Source organism: Antarctobacter heliothermus (assembly GCF_900188425.1).
Classification (GTDB): Bacteria; Pseudomonadota; Alphaproteobacteria; order Rhodobacterales; family Rhodobacteraceae; genus Antarctobacter; species Antarctobacter heliothermus.
Map to the genome: position 1 here is coordinate 50,432 of NZ_FZON01000009.1, position 15,160 is coordinate 65,591.

The 15,160-nt window shown below is 61.6% G+C and carries 16 protein-coding genes; all 16 read right to left on the reverse strand.

The features are described from left to right. Window positions 1-48: 48 nt before the first annotated feature. Entirely contained in the window at window positions 49-1,716 is a 1,668-nt protein-coding gene (locus CHB90_RS06735; protein ID WP_089277097.1) for a ribonuclease J, read from the reverse strand. Next, window positions 1,713-2,495, reverse strand: coding sequence for a type III pantothenate kinase (locus CHB90_RS06740; protein WP_089277098.1), 783 nt, complete (start codon window positions 2,493-2,495; stop codon window positions 1,713-1,715). The genes CHB90_RS06735 and CHB90_RS06740 overlap by 4 nt, the downstream gene beginning before the upstream one ends. A 7-nt stretch (window positions 2,496-2,502) precedes the next feature. Further along, window positions 2,503-3,246, reverse strand: coding sequence for a biotin--[acetyl-CoA-carboxylase] ligase (locus tag CHB90_RS06745; RefSeq protein WP_089277099.1), 744 nt, complete (start codon window positions 3,244-3,246; stop codon window positions 2,503-2,505). A 111-nt stretch (window positions 3,247-3,357) separates the two neighbouring features. Then, window positions 3,358-4,800 (reverse strand): NADH-quinone oxidoreductase subunit NuoN, encoded by a 1,443-nt coding sequence (gene nuoN / locus CHB90_RS06750; RefSeq protein WP_089277100.1) that lies wholly within the window; start codon window positions 4,798-4,800, stop codon window positions 3,358-3,360. A 12-nt stretch (window positions 4,801-4,812) separates the two neighbouring features. Beyond that, window positions 4,813-6,381 (reverse strand): NADH-quinone oxidoreductase subunit M, encoded by a 1,569-nt coding sequence (locus CHB90_RS06755; protein ID WP_089277101.1) that lies wholly within the window; start codon window positions 6,379-6,381, stop codon window positions 4,813-4,815. Then, window positions 6,381-8,510: an NADH-quinone oxidoreductase subunit L gene (nuoL, locus tag CHB90_RS06760; protein ID WP_089277102.1), complete on the reverse strand. Its 2,130-nt coding sequence runs from the start codon at window positions 8,508-8,510 to the stop codon at window positions 6,381-6,383. The genes CHB90_RS06755 and nuoL overlap by 1 nt, the downstream gene beginning before the upstream one ends. A 4-nt stretch (window positions 8,511-8,514) precedes the next feature. Beyond that, window positions 8,515-8,820 (reverse strand): NADH-quinone oxidoreductase subunit NuoK, encoded by a 306-nt coding sequence (gene nuoK / locus CHB90_RS06765; protein ID WP_023849383.1) that lies wholly within the window; start codon window positions 8,818-8,820, stop codon window positions 8,515-8,517. A 150-nt stretch (window positions 8,821-8,970) separates the two neighbouring features. Continuing rightward, a complete protein-coding gene (locus CHB90_RS06770) occupies window positions 8,971-9,168 on the reverse strand; it encodes a hypothetical protein (RefSeq protein WP_089277103.1) in 198 nt (65 codons plus the stop codon). Further along, the gene (locus CHB90_RS06775; RefSeq protein ID WP_089277104.1) at window positions 9,165-9,767 is read right to left on the reverse strand and encodes an NADH-quinone oxidoreductase subunit J; all 603 of its coding nucleotides are present in this window, start codon (window positions 9,765-9,767) and stop codon (window positions 9,165-9,167) included. The genes CHB90_RS06770 and CHB90_RS06775 overlap by 4 nt, the downstream gene beginning before the upstream one ends. Further along, window positions 9,764-10,171 (reverse strand): carboxymuconolactone decarboxylase family protein, encoded by a 408-nt coding sequence (locus CHB90_RS06780; protein ID WP_089277105.1) that lies wholly within the window; start codon window positions 10,169-10,171, stop codon window positions 9,764-9,766. Before CHB90_RS06780 ends, CHB90_RS06775 begins: the two co-directional genes overlap by 4 nt. Then, entirely contained in the window at window positions 10,168-10,674 is a 507-nt protein-coding gene (locus tag CHB90_RS06785) for a hypothetical protein (RefSeq protein ID WP_089277106.1), read from the reverse strand. Before CHB90_RS06785 ends, CHB90_RS06780 begins: the two co-directional genes overlap by 4 nt. Window positions 10,675-10,696: 22 nt before the next feature. After that, entirely contained in the window at window positions 10,697-11,191 is a 495-nt protein-coding gene (nuoI, locus tag CHB90_RS06790; RefSeq protein WP_089277107.1) for an NADH-quinone oxidoreductase subunit NuoI, read from the reverse strand. A gap of 1 nt (window position 11,192) precedes the next feature. Further along, the gene (locus tag CHB90_RS06795; protein ID WP_089277108.1) at window positions 11,193-11,513 is read right to left on the reverse strand and encodes a hypothetical protein; all 321 of its coding nucleotides are present in this window, start codon (window positions 11,511-11,513) and stop codon (window positions 11,193-11,195) included. A gap of 135 nt (window positions 11,514-11,648) precedes the next feature. Beyond that, the gene (gene nuoH, locus CHB90_RS06800) at window positions 11,649-12,686 is read right to left on the reverse strand and encodes an NADH-quinone oxidoreductase subunit NuoH (RefSeq protein ID WP_089277109.1); all 1,038 of its coding nucleotides are present in this window, start codon (window positions 12,684-12,686) and stop codon (window positions 11,649-11,651) included. Between the two features lie 7 nt (window positions 12,687-12,693). After that, window positions 12,694-13,086 carry a hypothetical protein gene (locus tag CHB90_RS06805; protein WP_170940996.1) on the reverse strand — a complete coding sequence of 131 codons (393 nt, stop codon included), beginning with the start codon at window positions 13,084-13,086 and terminating at the stop codon, window positions 12,694-12,696. Next, window positions 13,087-15,105 (reverse strand): NADH-quinone oxidoreductase subunit NuoG, encoded by a 2,019-nt coding sequence (gene nuoG / locus CHB90_RS06810; protein WP_089277110.1) that lies wholly within the window; start codon window positions 15,103-15,105, stop codon window positions 13,087-13,089. It abuts the gene before it with no gap. Between the last annotated feature and the right edge of the window lie 55 nt (window positions 15,106-15,160).

The window sequence follows — 15,160 nt, forward strand, 5'->3', positions numbered from 1 at the left end:
GCCGGTCCCATGGGACCGGCCTTTTGCGTTAGTCCCCTGACGGGATCATCAGCTCAAACGACTGACCACTACCGTCACCTCGGGCTTTTTGCCGATCTCGTTCAACGAGGTCTGCCGTGCGACACGACGCAGCCCTTCTTCCAGCTTGTCATCATCGGTCCGCACCTTGTCCCCGGCACGCCCCAGGAACTGCGACAGGTCTTCTTCGAGAACGTCCACCAGTGGCGCATTGCTGCGCCCCATTTCGGGCAGCCCCATCAGGTCGCACCACGGCTCTCCCAGCGGCTCATCCTGCTCATCGAGGATCACTGTCACCACCACATGCCCGTTCAGCGCCATACGAATGCGATCCCGCACGATGCCGTCCATCGCGCCGATCTGCACCGAGCCGTCCAGATAGGTGCGCCCGGTCTCGACATATTCGACCACGCGCGGCTCATTCCCGCTAAGATCGACCATCATGCCGTTCACAGCCAGAACCCCGGCACGCCGGTTGTTCTCTGCCAGACGCACATGTTCGCGCAGATGTCGGTGCTCGCCGTGCATCGGGATCACCACCTGCGGGTTCACGATGTTCTGCACGGTTTCCAGATCCGGCCGGTTGGCATGGCCTGAAACGTGGTAATCGCCCATCGAGTCGTCGACGATGTCGACCCCCTTCTCGCTCAGTTGGTTCATGATGCGGATGACTTCGCGCTCATTGCCCGGAATCGTCTTGGAGGAGAACAGGAACAGATCGCCCTCCTTCAGTTCGATCCCATTGTATTTCCCGCGCGACAGCTGCGCACTAGCGGCGCGCCGCTCCCCCTGGCTGCCGGTCACCAACAGCATGACATTCTCACGCGGCAGGTGGCTGACGTCCTCGGGGCCGATCACCTTGGGAAAGCCGGTCAACACGCCGGTTTCCACCGAGGCTTCGATCATCCGGCGCATCGCCCGCCCCAGCAGACAGATCGACCGACCGGCGCGGTCGCCCGCCTCTGCCAGCGTCTTGACCCGCGCCACGTTCGAGGCAAAGGTCGTGGCAACAACCATGTTCTTGGCCTCGGACACCAGCTTTTCCACCGCCGGGCCAACGGTCGCCTCGGACCGGCCCGCATGGGGGGAAAACACGTTGGTCGAATCGCAGATCAGCGCCTTGACCCCCGGCTTTGACACATCGGCCCACAGTTTCGGATCCCACGCCTCACCCACCAAGGGCGTTGTATCCAGCTTGAAATCGCCTGTGTGGATCACCCGACCTGCGGGTGTGTCGATCACCAGGGCGCTCGATTCCGGGATCGAATGCGAAATCGGCAAAAAGCCGACCGTGAACGGCCCGGCGTTAACCGTCTCCGGCCACTTCGAGACGGTCCTTACCGCCTTGCCCTCAACATTGTATTCCGCCAGCTTTCCGCGTGCGATATTGGCGGTGAAGGCGCGCGCATAGATCGGCACGCCCAACGTCTCAAACGTATGTCCCACCGCGCCGACATGGTCCTCATGCGCGTGGGTGATGAACAGCGCCTCGATCCGGTTCCTGTTCTCTTTCAGCCAGGTGATATCGGCAAAGATGATATCCACCCCCGGAGTCGTGTCCATGTCCGGAAAGGTAACCCCCATGTCCACGACAATCAGGCGCTCGGCGCCTGGCTTGCCATAGCCATAGACATAACAGTTCATGCCGATCTCGCCGGCACCCCCAAGGGGAAGGTAGATCAGTCTGTTTTCGCTCATGCGCGGGCCTCTAAGGTCTTGTTGTGATTATGAATGCGGACCAGCCCGTGCATGGTCAGAAATTCCTCGTAGGCGTCGAACAACGGGTCTGCCTGCTGGAAGAGTGGCGCCAGCCCGCCTGTAGCGATAACCTTCATGGGGCGGTCGCGTTCCGCCTGGATGCGGAGACAGATTTCACGCACCAGCCCGACATAGCCCCAAAAGATGCCGGATTGCATGCAGGCCACCGTATTGGTGCCCACAACGCGCTGCGGCTTGGTAATATCGACGTTCGGCAAGGCGGCGGCCGCCTGATGCAGCGCCTCAAGGCTGAGGTTCACCCCCGGCGCAATCACCCCGCCAACATAGGCCCCGTCCACGTCCACCACGTCAAAGGTGGTGGCGGTGCCAAAATCGACCACGATCAGGTCACCACCAAACAGATCATACCCCGCCACCGTGTTGACCAGCCGGTCCGGGCCAACCTGCGTGCCCGCGTCCACCCGGACGTCCACCGGCAGCGCGCAGTCCAGTTTGCCCACTACCATGGGGCGGGTTCCGAAATAGCGATCCGACAGGATCCTCAGGTTGAACACGACACGCGGCACCGTCGACGACACGATCACATCCGTTATATCCGCGTCGATCCTTTGAAACGCCATCAGCGTCGACAACCAGACATAATACTGATCCGCAGTTCGCTGATGTTCCGTGGCCGTACGCCATGTGGCGACGAACTCCGCGCCGTCCCAGATCGAGAAAACGGTATTTGTGTTGCCACAGTCGATGGCCAGAAGCATGGTCAGCCTATCCGAAAAAGATGTCCGCCGCCGCGACAGTCACGCGGCCCTTGGGCGTCTTTAGGACAAGTTGCCCTGTGGCGTCCACCGTCTCGAAGACCCCGGTCACGGTATCCCGGGCGGTTCGGGCGGTCAGCACCTCACCCAGACGGGCGGCGCGTTGCAGCCAGAGACTGCGGATCGGCTCAAAACCATAGGTGACGAACCGTGCCTCATGGGTCGCAAAGGCCGTGGCCAGCGCGGCCAAAAAGGCCTCCGGCGTGACGCGCACCCCGATCTCGGGCAACAGCGCCACCGGCGTCACAGCCCCCGCCTCGACCTCGGCGACAGCAGGAGCCGCCAGCAGGTTGACCCCGACCCCGATGGCCAGATGTCCGCCCGGCCCACCGATGCTTTCCAGCAGAATACCCGCCAGCTTGCCTCCGTTCAGCAAAACGTCATTGGGCCATTTCAGCGACAGACCAATCGCCGTACCGGTCACACGCTCCAAGGCATCGTACAGCGCCAACGCTGCCACAAAACTGCGCAGCGCCACCCTGTCCGGCGTCTCGGTCGGACGCATCACCAATGTCGCGGCAAAATTCCCCTCGGGGTTGACCCAGGCACGTCCGCGCCGTCCCCGCGCCGCCGTCTGCCGCAACCCCAGGATCCACTCCGGCCCGGCCAGCCCTGCAGCGACCCGCGCCGCCTCGGCGTTGGTGCTGTCCACTGCGGCCAGCACCCGCCGACCATACCCTTGCGGCCAGTCCATGGCAGGTCCCCGTTTCTTCTGTCTGAAAATATCCCGGGGGAGTCGACCGCAGGGAGACGGGGGCAGAGCCCCCAATCACCGCGCGCCCGCAGGGGCGCGCGGCCACCAGGATCAATTGACCAGCGTCGCCGCCGCCGCCTGCGCCGCGCCTTCGATGCCAAACAGGTTGACGACACCGACCACCATGATCACCGCCGACACCATCAGGAACCCCCACAAAACCGGCGACTTGCCGCCGTCCAGCGCATCTTCCCGGTCCTCGCCAAAGTACATGTAGAACACGATCCGCAGGTAGTAGAAGGCCCCGATCACAGAGGCCACCACACCCGCCACGGCCAGCCAGGCCAACCCGCCCTCATAGGCGGCGCGCAAAACATAAAACTTGCCAAAGAACCCGACCAGCGGCGGCACCCCTGCAAGGCTGAACAGCAGAACCAGCATCGCCAGCGCCTTGCCCGGCTCCTTGGTCGAGTACATGCCTAGGCTTTCGATGTCTGTCACCGGTTGGCCGTCTCGTTCCATCGACAGGATAAAGGCAAAGGTGCCGACGTTCATGGTGACGTAGATCGCCATGTAGATCAGCATCGCCTGCACACCCAGTTCGGTGCCCGCCGCCAGCCCCATCAGCGCATAACCCATGTGGGCAATCGACGAATAGGCCATCAGGCGCTTGATGTCGCGTTGGCCGATTGCCGCGATCGAGCCAAGGAACATCGACAACACCGACAGCAGCGCAATCACCTGACCCCAGTCCGCCGTCGCATTGCCAAAGGCGTCAAACATGACCCGGGCAAACAGCGCCATGGCGGCGACTTTGGGCGCGGTGGCAAAAAAGGCCGTCACCGGCGTGGGCGAGCCTTCATAGACGTCCGGCGTCCACATGTGGAACGGCACGGCGGACACCTTGAATGCCAGTCCGGAAATCAGCATCACCAGACCGATCAGCAGGCCAACCGGCATGCTGCCCTCGGTGGCGGTCTGGATGATGCCCGAAAACAGCGTTGTCCCCGCATAACCATAGGTCAGGGACGCGCCGTAGAGCAGCAGACCCGACGACAACGCGCCCAGCACAAAATACTTCAAGCCCGCTTCGGTCGACTTGGCGCTGTCACGACGCAGCGAGGCCACGACATACAGCGACAGAGATTGCAGTTCGAGACCCATGTAAAGCGCCATCAGATCGCCGGCCGAGACCATCATCATCATGCCGACAACGGCCAGAGTGACCAGCAAAGGGTATTCAAAGCGCAGCAGCCCGCGCCGCGCCATGTAGCCTTCGCTCATCAGCAAGACCGCCGCCGCAGAGACAAGGATCACCACCTTGGCGAACCGAGCAAAGCCGTCGTTCACGAACATGCCGTTAAAGGCCACCTGCGTGCCCTCGCCGGTTACCCCGATCCAGAACGCCAGCGCCAGAAACAGCGCCGCAGTCGCCCACAGCAGCGCCGGGGCCACTTTGTCCTTGCCGGTGTAGACCGCCCCCACAAGGGCTGCCATCGCAAAGACCGACAGCAGGATTTCCGGCAGGATGATGTTGAGATCAGCCGAGATCATGTCCCGCTCTCCTTAGTGTTCCGCGACAGCCACTTGCGTGTCGGCCTCAGTGCGGCCGGCAGCGACAAGCGCCGTGTCTACTTTGGTTACCAGCGCCTCGACCGACGGGCCAGTGCGGTCCAGGATCGGCGCCGGATAGACGCCCATCCAGATCGTCATGACCACCAGCGGCGCAAAGATCGCCTTTTCCCGCGTGGTCATGTCCTTGATGGTCTTGAGGCTTTCCTTGATCAGATCGCCCATCACCACCCGGCGGTACAGCCACAGCGCATAACAGGCCGACAGGATCACCCCCGTGGTGGCCCCCGCCGCGACCCAGGTGTTGACCTGGAAGATCCCCATCAGCACCAGGAATTCGCCGATGAACCCGGAGGTGCCCGGCAGGCCGACATTGGCCATGGTGAACAGCATGAAGATCAGCGCATAGGCCGGCATCCGGTTCACCAGACCGCCGTAGGCGTCGATTTCACGCGTGTGCATCCGGTCATAGATCACGCCCACGCACAGGAACAGCGCGCCCGAGATAAAGCCGTGGCTGATCATCTGAAAGATCGCGCCATCCACGCCCTGCTGGTTCGCGGCGAAAATGCCCATGGTGACGTAGCCCATGTGCGCAACCGACGAATAGGCGATCAGCTTTTTCATATCTTCCTGCACCAGCGCCACGAGGCTGGTGTAGATGATGGCGATCACCGACAGAGTGAAGACAAAGTTCGCCATCACGTCCGACCCCACCGGGAACATCGCAAGGCTGAACCGCAAGAAGCCGTAGCCGCCCATTTTCAGCAAGATCGCCGCCAGCACCACAGAGCCCGCCGTGGGCGCCTGAACGTGCGCCTCTGGCAACCATGTATGCACCGGCCACATCGGCATCTTGACCGCAAAGCTGGCAAAGAAGGCGATGAACAGCATGGTCTGCATGCCGCCGACAATCGGAATGCCCCAGATGCTGAAGTCTTCGGAGGCAAAGGTGTGTTTCAGCAACGACACATCGCAATGTCCAATACAGGTTGTGCCTGCGTCCGCATACATGCCCACCATGGCGACCAGCATCAGGACCGAGCCAAGGAAGGTGTAGAGGAAGAATTTGAACGAGGCATAGATGCGGTCCTTGCCGCCCCAGATGCCGATGATCAGGAACATCGGGATCAGGCCCGCCTCGAAGAAGAGGTAGAACAACACCAGATCCAGCGCCATGAACACGCCCAGCATCAGCGTTTCCAGCAGCAGGAAGGCGATCATGTATTCCTTGACCCGGTGGCTGACATCCCAACTGGCCGCGATGACCAGTGGCATCATGAAGGTGGTCAGCATCACAAACAGGACGCTGATCCCGTCAACGCCCATCCGGTAGTTGAGACCCAGCAGCCAGGGCCGTTCCTCGACCATCTGAAAGCCGGTGTTGGCGGCGTCAAACTGGAACAGGATAAACAGCGAAATGACAAAGGTCGCCCCTGTCGCGATCAGCGCCAGCCATTTGGCATTGCGCTGCGCCGCCTCGTCGTTGCCTCGCAGGAACAGCGCCATGATCAGGGCCGCCAACGCGGGCAGAAAAGTGACGATGGAAAGCAGGTTGCCCATTAGTGTGCCCCTCCGCTGAGCGTCATCCAGGTGATGAAGACCGCAATCCCGATCACCATCGCAAAGGCATAGGTAAAGATGTAGCCGGACTGTGCCCGCCCCGCGAGGCGGGTGAAGAAGGGCACGATCCCCAAGGCGATGCCGTTCAGGCCGCCCTTGATGATCGCCTCATCGCCGCCCTTCCACAGGATGCGTCCCAGCGCCTTGGCGGGCCGCACAAAGAGGAAGTCGTAGATTTCGTCAAAGTACCACTTGTTCAGCAGGAACAGGTACAAGGGACGCTGGCCTTCGGCCAGTTTGACCGGCAGTTTCGGGTTCACGATGTAGAACCAGTAGGCAGTAACAAACCCGATCAGCATGGCAATGAACGGAGAGACCTTGACCCATGTCGGCGCATGGTGCGCATCGTCCATGACGTGGTTGTCCGCGCCCATGTAGATTGCGCCCGCGCCAGGTGCCGCAACTGCATGATCCCCCGCCACTGCCGCGTGATCGCCTGCATCGGCGGTATCCGCATGTGCAGCGTCCGCCTCGGCATGGTCGTCACCAAGTCCGGCATCAGCGGGTGCGCCATGTTCCGCTGCCTCGGCATGTGCGCCGGGGATGCCGAAGAAAGCGTTGACCTTGTCATGGTCGCCGAAAAAGCTGCCGTACCAGATCATGCCAGAGAACACCGCCCCCAGCGCCAGCACGCCCAACGGCACCAGCATGATAGTCGGGCTTTCATGTGCGTGCTCATGCGTATGCTTGTCGCCGCGCGGCTTGCCGAAGAAGGTCAGGAACATCAGCCGCCAACTGTAGAAGCTGGTGAACAGCGCGGCGATGACCAACATCCAGAAGGCATAGCCGCCCTGAGTTCCTGCAAAGGCGCTTTCGATCACCGCGTCCTTGGACAGGAAACCGGCAAATCCGATGTGCGTCAGCGGAATGCCGACGCCGGTGATGGCCAGCGTGCCGATCATCATGGCCCAAAAGGTCATCGGCAGCTTTTTCCGCAGACCGCCATAGTTCCGCATGTCCTGTTCGTGGTGCATCCCGTGGATCACCGAACCGGCGCCAAGGAACAGCATCGCCTTGAAAAAGGCGTGCGTGAACAGGTGGAACATGGCGACCGAATAGACCCCCACACCGGCGGCCACGAACATGTAGCCCAACTGCGACATGGTCGAATAGGCGATGACGCGTTTGATGTCGTTCTGTACCAGACCGATGGTCGCCGCGACAAAAGCCGTGGAGGCACCAAGAAAGGTGATGAACGTGGTGGCGTTGGGTGCGAACTCCATGATCGGCGACATGCGGCAGACCAGGAAAACACCCGCCGTCACCATGGTGGCCGCGTGAATCAGGGCCGACACGGGTGTCGGGCCTTCCATCGCGTCCGGCAACCATGTGTGCAGGAACAGCTGCGCCGATTTACCCATCGCGCCGACAAACAGCAACAGGGCCACAACCTCGGCCGCGTTCCAGCTGCGCCAGAGGAAGGTCATCTGCGTTTCCGCCAGTGCCGGAGCAGCCGCAAAGATGTCGTCGAACCGGACGCTGTCGGTCAAAAAGAAGATCGCAAAGATCCCAAGCGCAAAGCCAAAGTCGCCGACCCGGTTGACCACAAAGGCCTTGATGGCGGCGGCATTGGCCGACGGTTTGCGGTAGTAAAAGCCGATCAGCAGGTACGAGGCGACGCCCACGCCCTCCCAGCCAAAGAACATTTGGACCAGGTTGTCCGAAGTCACCAGCATCAGCATGGCGAAGGTAAAGAACGACAGGTAGGCAAAGAAGCGCGGTTTGTAGCTTTCTTCGCCCTCACGGAACTGGCTGTCGTGCGCCATGTACCCAAACGAATACAGGTGGACCAGCGCCGAAACCGTGGTCACGACAATCAGCATGATCGAGGTCAAGCGGTCCAGACGGATCGACCAGTCGGTCGACAGCGTGCCACTCTCGATCCAGCGCATGACCTGAATGTGCTGCGTTTCCGGCCCGTGCGTGAAAAACACGATCCAGGAAAAGGCGCAGGCCAGGAACAACAGGCCGGTGGAAATCCACTGCGCGCCACGAATGCCCGTCAGTTTCCAGCCAAAGCCCGCGATGAGCGCGCCCACCAGCGGGCCAAAGAGGATGATGCTCTCCATCGGGTCAGCCTTTCATCACGTTGACGTCTTCCACGGCGATGGTGCCGCGGTTGCGGAAGAAACAGACCAGAATGGCCAGACCAATCGCGGCCTCCGCGGCAGCGACGGTCAACACGAACAGCGTGAAGACCTGTCCGACCAGATCGCCGAGGTGCGTCGAGAAGGCAACGAGATTGATGTTCACCGCCAGCAACATGAGTTCGATGCTCATGAGCAGGATGATCACGTTCTTGCGGTTCAGGAAAAGCCCGAAGATGCCGATGACGAAGAGCACCGCCGCCACCGTCAGGTAATGTTCCAATCCGATCATGTGCGTCCCTCCGGGCTTTTGCCCGTTTCAGTCCTAACTTGTGCGTCCGAAAGTGGTCGGACCCGCGCCCCGGTCTTGATCCGGGGCCATTTGGCTCTTTGTCCCTGTCCTGTGTTGGACAGGCGGTCCCGGGTCAGGCCCGGGACAGTGTCATCCCAATCGACGCGGCCCGCGTCCCCGCAGCTTTAGCCGGCCCAGCTTGTCCTCGGTCCAGCTTTGGGCCCGCACTGGCAACAACAGCATGGCCTTTCGCAGCATCCAGGCCCCCGCGAGGATCTTGAAGGCCCAGAACGCGGCATAAAGTGCCAATCCCGTCGGCGACAGGACGATGTCCCACAAACCGCTCACAAACCCTGCCCCGGTTTGACATCCTTGAGTTCCATCGCCTTGGCCGGATCGCGGTACATCTGTGCCAGAACATCCTGACGTTTGATGTCAGTGCGGTGGCGCAGGGTCAGCACAATGGCACCAATCATGGCAACCAACAGGATCAGACCGGCCAGTTGGAACAGCAGGAAATACTGGTCATATAGGATCATCCCCAGCGCCTGAGTGTTGTGCATCCCCTCGGGCGTGGGTTGAGCAAGTTGCCCGGCCGCCATCTCGGACGCTTCCCAGACGCCAAAGGCCATGGCCAGTTGCATCAGGATCACCAGACCGATCAGCAGCGCCAGCGGCATGTATTTGGCCATCTCCGCCTTCAGCTCGGCAAAATCGACGTCCAGCATCATGACCACAAACAGGAACAAAACCGCCACAGCGCCGACGTAGACGATGATCAGCAACATGGCGACAAATTCCGCGCCCATCAGCACAAACAGCCCTGCCGACGAAAGAAAGGCAAGGATCAACCAGAGCACCGAATGCACCGGATTTCGGCTGACGACGGTGAACAACCCGCCCGCGATGGCGCCCAGTGCAAAGAGGTAGAAGGCAAAGACCATCATGTCTCGTCATCCTTGTTTTCGGCAATGACCTCACGTGCCAGATCCATGGCGCGGGTCATCGCGGGAATACCTGCGAACATCGACATGTGGCCGATGGTTTCCGCGATCTCTTCGGGGGTGGCCCCGGCCTCCAGCGCGTGGCGCACGGTCAGGCGGAACGGCGTTTCCGCCTGCGCGCCCTGCATGGTCAGGCCGGAAATCGTCAGCAAAAGCCGTGTCTTGGCATCCAGTCCGGTTTTGGACATACCTTTGCCGAACCACATTTCCATGGCGTCCTTGGACATGGTCGGCCACAGTTTTTCAAAGCCTTTGGGATCAAACCCGGACATTGCGGGATTGAAGGCCTTGGCCATCTCTTGCGCCTGTTCCATCATCAGCTCGAATGGGGTCTTGGGATCGGTCATTTGCCAGCCTCGCGGATAGGGCATTTGCCAAAGACGGCCGTGCGGGCGGACAGCCATTTTCCGTCTTCATAACTGCGCGGCTCCAGGATCGAAACCACTTCGATCCCGTCGCGCTGGAACGGTGCCACACTGGCAAGCCCGTCCGGGGCGCCGGTAAACTCCGCGCCGAAATCCGCCATCAACTGGGCAAAGACCTTGTCGATCATCGCCCGCTGATCCGGGGCGGAGACGCTCATAATGCAATCGCAAAAACCGTCGTGTTCAATCAGGTTGATCACGATTTCCGGCTCTGCGACCCAGACCCCGTCCTGCCGCGCCATGCCGGCGGCCTTGGCGCGATCGTCGATATCGTCATAATCCGGTGCCGAGGCCATGCAGACCTGCGAAAACAGCGTCGCCCGCTGGGCGTTCCACGCCTCGCTGCCCGGTTCCTGCGCAATGCCGCCGCCCGCCGCTAGGGCGAGCGCGCAGAGAGCAACAGCAGAATTCAGGCGACGGGGCATGATCGATCTCGGTCTTTCGATATCAGCGGTAAGGCGCGTCAAGTTCAAGGTTGCGGGCAATCTCGGCTTCCCAGCGGTCGCCATTCTCCAGCAGCTTGGTCTTGTCGTAGTACAGTTCTTCGCGAGTCTCGGTGGCGAATTCGAAATTCGGTCCCTCGACGATGGCATCCACCGGGCACGCCTCCTGGCAGAAACCGCAGTAGATGCATTTGGTCATGTCAATGTCGTAGCGCGTGGTGCGGCGGCTGCCGTCATCGCGCGGTTCCGCATCGATGGTGATGGCCTGCGCCGGGCAGATCGCCTCACACAGTTTGCACGCGATACAGCGTTCTTCGCCGTTGGGATAGCGGCGCAGCGCGTGTTCGCCGCGAAAGCGCGGGCTGAGCGGCCCCTTTTCATGCGGGTAGTTCAGCGTGGCCTTGGGCGCAAAGAAGTATTTCAGGCCAAGCTGAAATCCCTTTATGAAGTCCGCGAGCAGAAAGTACTTTGCGGCCCGGCCGTAGTCGATGGTCGCCATGCTATCCTTGCTCCCCTGTCATCTGGTTCAGATCGGCCTCAAACTTTTCGGCCGTGGGCGCGTCCATCAGCGGATCGCCCTGCTCGTCGTATTCGTTCAACGCCGCCGGTTTGGACGGCTCCGGAGCCTTGGCACGCGCGACCTCCGCAGCCTGCATGTCAGCAGCCCAGCGGAACACGGCGGCCGCGATCTCTGTCGCCTGCGGCATCAAGTTGCCGTCGCTGTCCACATCCGGCAGGCCGGTGTCACGCACGACAAAATCGCCGAGGTCGATCATGTCGACGTATTTCGCGTCGAGGATGGCGGATTTCAGATCAGACATGGGTGTCTCCCTTTTGGACGGGGCGACGCAGTTTGCGCAGCCCTGCCCCGAGGATACCACTCACAGGCGCACCCGTGTTGGGGTCAACCACCCTCTGGCTGTCCGAAACGATGTGTTTCCGATCCGGCAACATTCTCAGCCCCCGGTTGCCCAGCGTGCGTAGCTGTCAAAGAACCAGCCGAACTTGGCCGCGAAGGCCACAAAGACCACCCAGACCAGAGAGAACGGCAGGAAGACCTTCCAGCCAAGGCGCATCAACTGGTCGTAGCGGTAGCGCGGCGTGATCGCCTTCACCATTGCGAAGATGAAGAAGAAGAACGCCATCTTGCCGACCATCCACAGCGCACCGTCCGGCAGACCCGGGATCGGCGACAGCCAGCCGCCGAAGAACAGAAGCGAGGTCAGCGCGCACATCAGGAAGATGGCGATGTATTCACCGGCCATGAACAGCAGGAAAGGAGTTGCCGAATATTCGACCTGATACCCGGCCACCAGTTCCGATTCCGCCTCTGGCAGGTCGAAGGGCGGGCGGTTCGTCTCTGCAAGGCAGGAGATGAAGAAAAGGAAGACCATCGGGAAGTGCGGCAGCCAATACCAGCTGAAGAAGCCAAACCGACCGTCCTGTGCGGCGACAATATCGCCAAAGTTCAGCGACCCGGTCGACAGGATCACGCCGATGATGATCAGGCCGATCGACACCTCGTAAGAGATCATCTGCGCCGCAGAGCGGAGCGAGCCGAGGAACGGATATTTGGAGTTGGACGCCCAGCCCCCCATGATCACGCCGTACACCTCAAGCGAAGAGATCGCGAGGACATACAGAATGGCCACATTGATGTCCGCCAGCACCCAACCGTCGCTGAACGGGATCACGGCCCAGGCGATCATCGCCAACACAAAGCTGGCCAAGGGGGCCAGCATAAAGACGGTCCTGTCGGCACCTGCCGGGATGACCACCTCTTTGACGACATATTTCAGCGCGTCGGCCACGGATTGCAGGATGCCGTAAATGCCGACCACGTTCGGACCGCGCCGCATCTGGACCGCAGCCCAGATCTTGCGGTCGCCGTAGACAAGAAAGAGCAGCGAGATCATCACAAAGGCAAGTACCGCAAGGCATTGCGCAAAGATGATGACAAAGATGCCCAAAGGCGTGGCGAAGAAGTTTTCCATCAGGTCCTCACACCATCGGTATTCCGTTCTCGGCACAGGCCAGCGTCGCCACTTCGGCGTCGATGGTCTTGAGCCCGCGGGGCAGCGCCGCCGAGATGGTGTAAACCGCATCTCCGCGCCATAGGCCACCCTCTTCGTAAGCAGTCGTGCGCAAATGACGCGCAAATCCGTAACCCCGGATCAGCGCGTACTGCGCCGCCGCGCATTCAGCGTAATCCTCGACATCCGCAGCGTTTCGCGCGCCGCGCATCTCGACCTCGAACTGCACCAGATCGCCGTCCAGTAGCCGCGTCTCGATGCCCGAATAGATCGGCATGAACGGTGGCTCCGGGTCTTCGGGCGTGCAGGCCGAAAGGCCGCTGGCCACAGCCAGCAAGGATATGATCGCCACCCCGCGCACCTATTCCGCCGCAAGCGCCGTTGATGCCCGGTCTTGCGCAGCTTTGGACAGATCCGCCATCAAGGCACTGGCGCGCGCAATCGGGTTGGTCAGGTAAAAGTCCCGCAGGGCGTAGCGGAAATCCACATCGCCCAGTTGGCCCGACTCCAGCGGTTGCCAGTCGTTTTCCGGCACCTCGTCGATGGCTTGCAGATGCGGCACATCGGCGACCAGCGCATGACGCAGCTCTGCGAGGTTGTTCCACGGCAGAGTTGCGCCCAACTCAGCGGACAAGGCCCGCAAGATCGCCCAGTTCTCCTTGGCGTCGCCCGGCGCAAAGCCCGACCGCAGCGCCAGCTGGGGGCGGCCTTCGGTGTTGACGAACAGGCCTTGCTCCTCGGTATAGGCGGCGCCCGGCAGGATCACGTCGGCGCGGTGCGCGCCCCGGTCGCCATGGCTCCCCTGATAGATGACAAAGGCGCCCTCGCCGATTTCAACCTCGTCGGCCCCGAGGTTGTAGATCACGTCCGCGTCCTGCACGGCCTCCATAGCGCGCTCATTGGTGGCATCGACGTCCATCGCGCCAACGCGGGACGCAGCCGTGTGCAGAACCATGAATTTCGACTGCCCGGCCGCTGCTGTCTGCATGGCCGTTCCCAGAACCGCGGCGCCATCCGCCTCAGTCAGCGCGCCTTGCCCGATGATCATCACGCCCGGCGTGCCGTGTTTGTCGGAGTGATCCATCTCGGCCAGCTTGGCCAGCGCCTCACGTCCGGTGCCCAGTTCGATCACCTCATAGGTCAGATCGACCGGCTTGCCGATGCGCGCCACCTTGGCACCTGCGGCCCAAGCCTTGCGGATGCGCGCGTTCAGCACAGGCGCCTCATCGCGCGGGTTGGTCCCGATCAGCAGGATCATCTCCGCGGTGTCGATTTCCTCGACCGTCGCGGTGCCCACATAGCCAGAACGGTTGCCTGCCGGCAGCTTGGCCCCATCAGTGCGGCATTCGACAACACCGCCCTGCCCCTCGATCATCTGCTTCAGGCTATAGATCGCCTCGACCGGGGCCAGATCGCCGATGATGCCTGCCGGTTTGCTGGCACCTTTGAGCGCCTCGGCGGCCTTTGACAGCGCCTCACCCCAGCTTGCGGGGCGCAGCTTGCCGTTTTCGCGAATATAGGGCGTGTCCAGCCGCTGGCGGCGCAACCCGTCCCAGACAAAGCGCGTCTTGTCGGAAATCCATTCCTCATTCACGCCGTCATGGTTGCGCGGCAGAATGCGCATCACTTCGCGGCCCTTGGTGTCCACCCGGATGTTCGACCCCAGCGCATCCATCACGTCGATGGTCTCTGTCTTGGTCAGTTCCCACGGACGGGCGGTAAAGGCATAGGGTTTCGATACCAGCGCGCCCACCGGGCACAGGTCGATGATGTTGCCCTGCAAATTCGAATCAAGCGTCTCATTGAGATAGCTCGTGATCTCGGCGTCCTCACCACGTCCGGTCTGGCCCATCTGGGTGATCCCGGCCACCTCGGACGTAAAGCGCACGCAACGGGTGCAGGAGATGCAGCGGGTCATGTGCGTTTCGACCAGCGGACCAAGATCCAGATCGTCCACCGCGCGCTTTGGCTCGCGGAAGCGGCTGAAGTCGACGCCATAGGCCATCGCCTGATCCTGAAGGTCGCATTCGCCGCCCTGATCGCAGATCGGGCAATCCAGCGGGTGGTTGATGAGCAGGAACTCCATCACCCCCTCGCGGGCCTTTTTCACCATGGGTGAGTTGGTCTTGACCTCTGGCAGCTCGCCATTGCGGCCACCGCGCACGTCGCGCACCTGCATCGCGCAGGAGGCGGCGGGCTTGGGCGGACCGCCCACAACCTCTACCAGACACATCCGGCAGTTTCCGGCAATCGACAGACGTTCGTGATAACAGAATCGCGGGACTTCGACCCCGACCTGCTCACAGGCCTGAATCAGGGTCATCGCCCCGTCCACTTCGACCTCTTGTCCGTCGATGATGATCTTACGCAAATCGGACATGCCCGTGCCTCTCCCGTTCTTCGGCTGGCAGCGCCCACTGGCACGCAGGCCGCAG